At 55.1% G+C, this 8,448-nt stretch carries 7 protein-coding genes and 1 riboswitch; of the genes, 5 read left to right on the forward strand and 2 right to left on the reverse strand.

From position 1 onward, the window contains the following. Nucleotides 1–357: TolC family protein (locus ACTHYN_RS15625; protein WP_441813331.1), on the reverse strand; the 357-nt coding region annotated here is incomplete at its 3' end. A gap of 218 nt (nucleotides 358–575) precedes the next feature. After that, a riboswitch (TPP riboswitch) is annotated at nucleotides 576–690 on the forward strand. 90 nt (nucleotides 691–780) lie between these two features. On the opposite strand from ACTHYN_RS15625, the gene thiC reads away from it, so the two are divergent. From thiC to cpdA, 4 genes are all read left to right on the forward strand, one after another. Then, complete coding sequence (gene thiC / locus ACTHYN_RS15630; protein ID WP_441813332.1) at nucleotides 781–2,658, forward strand: phosphomethylpyrimidine synthase ThiC; 1,878 nt, start codon at nucleotides 781–783, stop codon at nucleotides 2,656–2,658. Nucleotides 2,659–2,927: 269 nt separating this feature from the next. Beyond that, on the forward strand, nucleotides 2,928–3,542 hold the full coding sequence (locus tag ACTHYN_RS15635; RefSeq protein ID WP_441813333.1) for an NUDIX domain-containing protein: 615 nt from the start codon (nucleotides 2,928–2,930) through the stop codon (nucleotides 3,540–3,542). Nucleotides 3,543–3,544: 2 nt separating this feature from the next. Continuing rightward, nucleotides 3,545–4,030: a DUF1249 domain-containing protein gene (locus tag ACTHYN_RS15640; protein WP_441813338.1), complete on the forward strand. Its 486-nt coding sequence runs from the start codon at nucleotides 3,545–3,547 to the stop codon at nucleotides 4,028–4,030. A 189-nt stretch (nucleotides 4,031–4,219) separates the two neighbouring features. Then, on the forward strand, nucleotides 4,220–5,026 hold the full coding sequence (gene cpdA, locus ACTHYN_RS15645; protein WP_441813334.1) for a 3',5'-cyclic-AMP phosphodiesterase: 807 nt from the start codon (nucleotides 4,220–4,222) through the stop codon (nucleotides 5,024–5,026). Here the strand turns inward: cpdA and metE are convergent. After that, entirely contained in the window at nucleotides 5,020–7,341 is a 2,322-nt protein-coding gene (gene metE / locus ACTHYN_RS15650) for a 5-methyltetrahydropteroyltriglutamate--homocysteine S-methyltransferase (protein ID WP_441813335.1), read from the reverse strand. The genes cpdA and metE overlap by 7 nt on opposite strands. Before the next feature lie 122 nt (nucleotides 7,342–7,463). On the opposite strand from metE, the gene ACTHYN_RS15655 reads away from it, so the two are divergent. Then, a complete protein-coding gene (locus tag ACTHYN_RS15655; RefSeq protein WP_441813336.1) occupies nucleotides 7,464–8,354 on the forward strand; it encodes a LysR family transcriptional regulator in 891 nt (296 codons plus the stop codon). Nucleotides 8,355–8,448: the final 94 nt, after the last annotated feature.

The raw sequence follows: 8,448 nt of genomic DNA on the forward strand, positions 1-8,448 counted from the left end.
ATTGTATTGGGCGCGGGCAGAGTCGGTTTGGAATTGGCTGGCGTCATACTGAAACCAGGCATCTGCACGGAACAGTGGCTGTGTCAGTTGCACTCCGTAGTTTAATTCCCGATAGCTGTTGTCCTGATTAGGCCCATCAACATCAATATGTTGGGCATCGCCATAAGCACCAATTTGAGGCAGCAAGGCACTCTGGCTAACATCGCTGGCGGCCTGCTGGGCTTGAAATCTTGCCTGGGCTGCGGCAATACCGGAGTCGTAAGAGAGTGCTTTCTCATAGGTCTCTACCAAGTCCAGGGAAAGGGCGGGTTGGGCCGCCAAGAGGCCAACAAGTCCGGAAAGCAGTCGTTTCTTCATTCTAACTCCTGAATACATGTGCGCATCTGCGCCCCACCCGGGGCGCTTGAAAGGAATGCCGGATTGCCGCAGATGACCCCAAAACAAAACGGGAGCGACATCCGTGATGGCATGAATACTTCAAAGCCGGCCTAACAGACCGGCCATTATGGACAATTATCGTCCCCAGCTCTACACTTGCAAATAGCACTAACTTTAAGTGCTATGCATTATAGACTCGCGTCTTGACGGGGTGCTGGCTGCCTAAATTTTTGACAGCCGGCTGAGATTGCAACGCAGAACCCGCGACCTGATCCGGATAATACCGGCGTAGGGATTGAGACCAGACCATCGAAGAGCCAATGCTGCCTTTATGTCCAGGGTATAGCTGCTCTCTCCGTCATGCGCGACCCGAATACCAAATATAAATTCCGGGAGCAAATGATGACAGATTTACCAACCTATCTCAGTGATTCCGCCCGCGTAGATTCCGCTGCTATAAAACCATTGCCAGGTTCGCGCAAGATATACGTACAGGGTAGCCGTTCAGACCTACGTGTGCCTATGCGGGAAATTACCGTGCAGGATACACCGACCGAGTTAGGCGGTGAGAAGAACCCACCCGTGGCCGTTTACGACACCTCTGGCATTTATATGGACCCAGATGCCACTATTGATCTACGCAAAGGGCTCCCCGCTATTCGTGCCGCCTGGATATCTGAGCGCAAAGACACCGCCACTTTGCCTGGCTATACATCAGAGTTCACCCGCCGCCGCATGAAAGATCCACAGCTTGATCCACTCAGATTTATGGATGAGCGCAAGCCTTTGCGTGCGCTGGCGGATAAAAACGTGACTCAGATGCACTACGCTCGCCAAGGCATTATCACGCCCGAGATGGAATACATCGCCATACGCGAAAATATGAAGTTGCAGGAGGCCCGAGACAAAGGGCTCATGAAGGAGCAACATCCAGGCCAGTCTTTCGGCGCTAGCTTGCCTGCAGAAATCACCCCGGAGTTTGTGCGCGACGAAGTGGCCCGGGGCAGGGCGATCATCCCGGCCAATATTAACCACCCGGAATCCGAACCGATGATCATTGGCCGTAACTTTCTGGTGAAAATAAACGGCAACATCGGCAACTCTGCCGTTACCTCATCCATTGAGGAGGAAGTAGAAAAGCTCACCTGGGGCATTCGCTGGGGCTCAGACACCATCATGGATTTGTCCACCGGCAAGAACATTCACGAAACCCGCGAATGGCTCATCCGCAATTCACCGGTCCCCATCGGCACAGTGCCTATCTACCAGGCGCTGGAGAAAGTAGGCGGCGTTGCCGAAGACCTGAGCTGGGATATTTTTCGAGACACGCTAATCGAACAAGCAGAGCAGGGCGTGGACTACTTCACCATTCACGCAGGCGTGCGCTTGCACCACGTACCCATGACCGCCAAACGCACCACCGGCATTGTCTCCCGTGGCGGCTCCATCATGGCGAAATGGTGTCTGGCCCACCATCGGGAAAGCTTCCTGTACGAGCACTTTGAAGACATCTGCGAAATCATGAAAGCCTACGATGTCTCCTTCAGCCTGGGCGATGGCCTGCGCCCCGGCTCCATAGCTGATGCCAACGACGCCGCTCAGTTTGGCGAACTGGAAACTCTGGGCGAGCTCACCAAAATAGCCTGGAAGCACGACGTACAGTGCATGATAGAAGGCCCTGGCCACGTACCCATGCACCTGATTAAAGAGAACATGGACAAACAGCTGGAATGTTGCGGCGAAGCCCCGTTCTACACCCTCGGCCCATTGGTTACCGACATAGCCCCGGGCTACGACCATATAACCTCCGGCATTGGCGCTGCCATGATCGGCTGGTACGGCTGTGCCATGCTCTGTTATGTAACCCCTAAAGAACACCTGGGTCTGCCCAATAAAGACGACGTAAAAACCGGCATCATCACCTACAAAATTGCCGCCCACGCCGCCGACCTGGCCAAAGGCCACCCAGGCGCGCAGATACGCGACAACGCCCTCTCCAAGGCCCGGTTCGAATTCCGTTGGGAGGACCAGTTCAACCTGGGCCTGGACCCGGACACGGCACGTGCATACCACGACGAAACCCTGCCTAAAGAGTCTGCCAAAGTGGCCCACTTCTGCTCCATGTGCGGCCCGAAGTTCTGCTCCATGAAAATCTCCCAGGAAGTTCGGGAATACGCAGCGGAACACGGTATTGATGAAATATCGGCCGTGGATGCAGGCATGAAGGAGAAATCCCGAGAGTTTATCGACTCTGGCAGCAAGCTTTACGACAAAGTTTAATTCTTCAATAAGCTGGCGGCGCGGTGCAATAGAAACTCGCGCTCGCCAGCGCATAGCTCATAAGTCTGGGGCAGGGATCGAGAGGGCTTACCAAAACTGTGTGAAGCCATGGATGGCGGAACCCAAGCGCCACATGGATGTGCCGCAAGGAGCGTGTTTTGGTAAGCCCTCTCGATTCCTGCCTTGCACCCAAGCAAGCACCAAGAAGGCTTGCAATAACCCACAGCCTGAGTCTATCGTTCAAGGTCGATTTCACTACAGGGTAAACCATGACCGAGCCGTTCCAGTTTAAAGCCAGCGACGTCAACATAGAAAAGCGCGAAACCGTCTTCCAGGGGTTCTTCCGCATGGACAAACTCTGGCTGACACACCCACGCTTCGATGGCCGGAACATGCCCCGGTTTACCCGCGAGCTCTTTGTCCGTGGCGATGCGACCTGCGTACTGCCCTACGATCCCGAGCGAGACGAAGTGGTACTACTCGAACAATTTCGCCTCGGCGCCCTGGGCCGTGAACAATCCCCCTGGCTGCTTGAACTGGTCGCCGGAATGAACGAAGAGGGAGAGCACAGTGAAGACGTTGCCCAAAGAGAAGCCGAAGAAGAAGCCGGGCTCAGTTTCAGCAAACTGGAAAAAATTTGCGATTATCTGGTTTCTCCCGGCGGCACCACCGAAATGGTGTACCTGTATTGCGGCAAAGTAAGCACCGAATCCGCTGGCGGCCTGTTTGGCCTGGAAGAGGAAAGCGAAGACATACGCGCTCACGTGGTTTCAGTGCAGGAAGCCATAGCCATGATTGGCGACGGCCGCATTAATAACGCAGCCGCGATCATCGCCATCCAGTGGTTACAGCTGAACCGGCCCGGATTACGGGCGGGATGGTAACCGTGAATGAGTGGGCCATGAAACCCAAGCGCTATGTGCCGGATCTGCGACAGTTTGGCGCCCTGTGTGATGGCAATTATCAGCGCCTTTTCAGGCTGCGCCAGTTAAGAATCGATGGGCGCCCCGTGAGTGATATTGAGCTGCACCGGGAAAACGAATACCTGGGCCGGGTTCGGATTCAGATACTGCAGACCGCCCGGTTTACTGAAACCCTGCTGCTCGAACAGATCCACAACAGTGGCCGTTGGCTCAACAACCCGCGGATGACCGTGCGGGTGTACCACGATGCCAGTATGGCCGAAGTCATCAGCTGCTACCGCGATACGCAAATTGCACCTGTTAATGATTACCCCAACCGTTTTATGCACCACCCGGATGAAAAAGTGCAGGTGAATGGCTTCCTTGCAGACTGGTTGGAGTATTGCCTGCGATTTGGTCACCTGCCCCTTGAACACGCTGCCTGGACTGCCGGAGAAAGCACCGAGTGAGAGCAAATTTGCCGTGTTAGCATTAGGTCGTGTGCCATTAATAGCGTGATGTGGTGTTAAATAATGCAATAAGTTGCCCAGAGCCTCGTCAGAATGTGACACCGGTTCCAGTGGTGGGTGATCAATCCATAAGCTGAGGACGTACACTAAAGTCCCTCAAACGACGGCAGCGAGCACACCAAGAGCATCATGACTTCAAAGCACACCGCCCGGCCACTTCGGGTACTGCAGTTGACGGATCCGCACCTGATGGCCAGCGCAGATGGTGCGTTGCTCGGCGTAAATACCCGTGACAGCCTGGATGCCGTCATTGCCGAGGTGCTTAAATCCCATGGGCAACCGGACCTGATTCTGGCGACGGGCGATCTCGCACAGGATGGCTCGGAGGAAGCTTACCGCGTGCTGGGCAACCGTCTTAAAGTGTTTAGGGGCGACTCCGCATGGATGGCCGGCAATCACGATCACGCTGCCAGCCTGGCCACCGTCGCTGAAAGCTATGGTGCTGCCCGCCGGCATATTGTACTGGGGGGCTGGCAGTTTATTCTTCTGGATTCCTCGGTGCCCGGAAAGGTTCATGGGGAGTTGGCAGAATCGGAACTCGCGTTTCTGAAAGAGGTGCTAGAGCAAAATCCGGATTTGCCGGCGCTGGTCACTTTGCACCACCACCCGGTTGATATCAGTGCAGACTGGATGAGAGACATAGGCCTCTGGAACCGGGACGATTTCTGGCAGGTGATTGATCGTTTCCCGCAAGTGAAAGTGGTGTTGTGGGGCCATATTCACCAAAATTTTGAGCAACACAGGAAGGGCGTTCAACTGCTGGCAACGCCGTCTACCTGTATTCAGTTTACCTCCGGGGCGAGCCAGTTTTCAGTGGAAGACCGGGCACCAGGGTATCGCTGGTTTGAGCTCCAGGCCTCCGGCAACTTTACCACGGAAGTGTGCCGGGCCCTGGATTTTCAGTTTGAACTCGATCAGAACAGTGCTGGTTATTGAGCCGCTTCTGCAAGCTCCCGGTCAGAGCTTTCACCTCTCGAGTGCCTTGCCCGTAGCTCTTTAGCGGCAGAAACCATGGCTTCCAGTGCTGGGGTCACCTCCTCCCAGCGTCGGGTTTTCAGGCCACAATCGGGGTTCACCCACAAGCGCTCCGCCGGTATCCGCTCTGCTGCCTTTTCCATCAAGTCCGTAACCTGGGCGGTTTGCGGAATGTTCGGTGAGTGGATGTCATACACCCCAGGACCGATATCGTTGGGATACTCAAAGCCCTTGAACGCATCCAGCAACTCCATGGCCGAGCGGGATGTTTCAATGGTAATCACGTCCGCATCCATACGGGCAATGGCTCCAATAATGTCGTTGAACTCCGAATAACACATGTGGGTGTGAATCTGGGTGTCATCCGCTACGCCGTTGGCGCTGATACGGAAGGCCTCGATTGCCCACTCCAGGTACGTGTTCCAGTCTGACTGGCGCAGTGGCAGGCCCTCGCGCAGCGCCGCTTCGTCAATCTGAATGATGCCCGCGCCGGCTTTTTCCAAATCCTGCACTTCTTCACGTACGGCCAGTGCCAGTTGCAGGCAGGTATCCTTACGCGGCTGGTCATCACGCACGAACGACCAGTTCAAAATGGTAACAGGGCCAGTCAGCATGCCTTTTAAGGGCTTATCCGTCAGCGACTGCGCGTATTTTATCCAGTCTACAGTCATGGCGTTCGGGCGGGTGATATCGCCGAACAGAATGGGCGGCTTCACGCACCGTGAGCCGTAGGATTGCACCCAGCCAAAGCGGCTGAATATATAACCTTCCAGCTGCTCGCCAAAATACTCAACCATGTCGTTACGCTCGGCTTCGCCGTGTACCAGCACATCCAAGCCAAGGGCTTCTTGCTGTTCTACGCAATAGCCAATTTCCTCCTGAATTCGCGCGGTATAGTCCTGCTGGTTCAGGTTGCCCAAGCGGTATTCTTTACGTACCTGGCGGATTTCCGGCGTTTGCGGGAAGGAGCCAATGGTGGTTGTGGGGTAAGCTGGCAGTTGGAACCGGTCCTGCTGCAGCTTGGTCCGGGTGCTGAATGGGCTCTTGCGCTCGCCATGTTCAGGCGTAATGGCAGATAAAGCCTTGGCAACCGCTGAGTTGTGAACCCGCGAAGAATCCCGGCGGCTCTCAATCGCTTTCTGGTTGGTGTTCAGACCTTCAGAAACTGCGTCGCGGCCTTCATCAAGCGCTTTCGCAAGAATGCTCAATTCCTGCAGTTTCTGGCGGGCAAAGGCCAGCCAGTTGCCCACTTCAGCATCCAGCGTGGTTTCACTTTCCAGGTCAACCGGTACATGCAAAAGAGAGCAAGACGGCGCCAGCCAAAGGCGTTCGCCCAGCTTTTCTTTTAGTGGCTCTAGCGAATCCAGAGTGGTGTTCAGGTCGGTTTTCCAGATATTGCGCCCGTTGATCACACCAAGAGACAGCACCTTGTGAGGCGGCAGCCAGTCGGCCAGTTGCGTAACCTCCTTTTCGGCACTGATAGCGTCAAGGTGAACACCAGCCACCGGCAGTTCACAAACAAGCTGCAGGTTTTCCCGCAGCTCCCCGAAATAGGTCGTCAAAAGCAGCTTCACCGGTGCTGTTTTCAGCTCGTGGTAAGCGAGCACAAACGCATGCTTCCAATCCGCATCCAGCTCTGTAACCAGCGCCGGCTCGTCAATTTGCACCCATTCCGCGCCCTCTGCGGCCAGTTTTTCCAGCAATTCGCTGTATACCGGCAAGAGCTTATCAAGCAGGGCCAAGCGATCAGATTCGTCTTTGGCCTTGCCCAACCATAGATAGGTTACCGGGCCGATGATCACTGGTTTGGCGGTGATGCCTTGGGCCCGGGCTTCTGCCAATTGCTCCAGAATGCGGTCGGCATTCAGGCTGAAGCTGGTATCGGCGCTGAATTCCGGCACTATGTAGTGATAGTTAGTGTCGAACCACTTGGTCATTTCACCGGCGTGAACGCTGCAGCAGGCTGTGTCACTGGGGGAGCGGCCACGGGCCACACGAAAATACTCATCCAGTGCAGAGCCGTCATGATTACTGGCCCGCTCAGGCAAGTTGCCTAGCGTGGCACTCATGTCCAGCACTTGATCGTATAGCGAGAACTCACCAACAGGTGCCAAAGAAAGCTCTGCCTGGTGTGCCCAGTTTTGCTCACGCAGCCCGGCGGCGGTAGCCTGCAATTCTTTCTCGCTGGATTTGCCATTCCAAAGCGCTTCCAGTGCAAATTTCAGTTCCCGGCGAGCGCCAATGCGCGGGTAGCCAAGGTTGTGGGTGGTCGTCATCCGAAACTCCTGATTTTATGTTTAACGTGTCTTTGTTAGGAGTGGCCAGATTAGCGTTCGGAGTTAATGAAATATAATGGTATTCTTTCAGGGTTCCATTAATTTTACTCATGGATAGTTAAATGATTGAGCGTAATCACCTGGAAGTGCTCCGAGCTGTGGAAGCGGAAGGCTCGCTAACGGCCGCTGCCAGCCGCCTCCACCTAACTCAATCCGCGCTCAGCCACTCCGTTCGCAAGTTGGAACAACAGCTTGGAACCCCGCTCTGGCTGCGGGAAGGGCGACAATTGAGGCTGACTCAGGCGGGGGAGCACCTATTGGCGTTAGCCAACCGGCTACTGCCACAGTTTGAGCATGCAGAAATGCAAGTCGGCCAGTTTGCGAGAGGGCAGGCGGGTACGCTACGTATCGGAATGGAATGCCACCCCTGTTATCAATGGCTGCTGAAAGTCGTGGGGCCGTATCTTGAGCAATGGCCGTCAGTGGATGTGGATGTAAAACAAAAATTCCAGTTTGGCGGCATTGGTGCGCTGTTTGGCCACGACATCGACATACTGGTAACTCCAGACCCGTTACACCGACCAGGCCTGGTATTTGAACCTGTGTTTGATTACGAGCAGGTGCTAGTGGTGTCGGCGAACCACCGCCTGGCAGCAAAGCCCTGGGCAGAGGCGGCGGATCTGGAGCCGGAAACCCTGATCACCTATCCAGTCGCCATAGAGCGCCTGGACATATTCAATTACCTGCTTGTGCCCGCAAACATGCGCCCCGCCCGCCACAAAACCATCGAAACCACAGATATCATGTTGCAAATGGTCGCAGCAGGCCGCGGAGTAGCGGCGCTACCGCGCTGGCTGGTGCACGAATACAGCGACCGGCTAGGCGTGGTTCCGGTGCAATTAGGGAAAGAAGGCGTCTCCAAACAGATCTTTTTGGGTTGCAGGGAGCGGGATGTAGGGGTGCAATACCTGGATTCTTTCATGAAGTTGGCACGAGAGGTTAGCTGGCGCTAAAGTCTTCAGTTACACTGCGCAAAAATTTGTCAGGAATTACCCTTATGAGCGACATCCCCTCTGATCTCAAATACATCGACACCCACCAGTGGGT

Origin of the sequence: Marinobacter sp., from assembly GCF_052091845.1 — a bacterium.
In the GTDB taxonomy this organism is placed as follows: Bacteria; Pseudomonadota; Gammaproteobacteria; order Pseudomonadales; family Oleiphilaceae; genus Marinobacter.

Coding starts and splice junctions, on each gene's coding strand:
- ACTHYN_RS15635 (WP_441813333.1), top strand. CDS start 2,928: ATGACCGAGCCGTTCCAGTTTAAAGCCAGCGACGTCAACATAGAAAAG.
- metE (WP_441813335.1), bottom strand. CDS start 7,341: ATGACGACCACCCACAACCTTGGCTACCCGCGCATTGGCGCTCGCCGG.
- cpdA (WP_441813334.1), top strand. CDS start 4,220: ATGACTTCAAAGCACACCGCCCGGCCACTTCGGGTACTGCAGTTGACG.
- thiC (WP_441813332.1), top strand. CDS start 781: ATGACAGATTTACCAACCTATCTCAGTGATTCCGCCCGCGTAGATTCC.
- ACTHYN_RS15655 (WP_441813336.1), top strand. CDS start 7,464: ATGATTGAGCGTAATCACCTGGAAGTGCTCCGAGCTGTGGAAGCGGAA.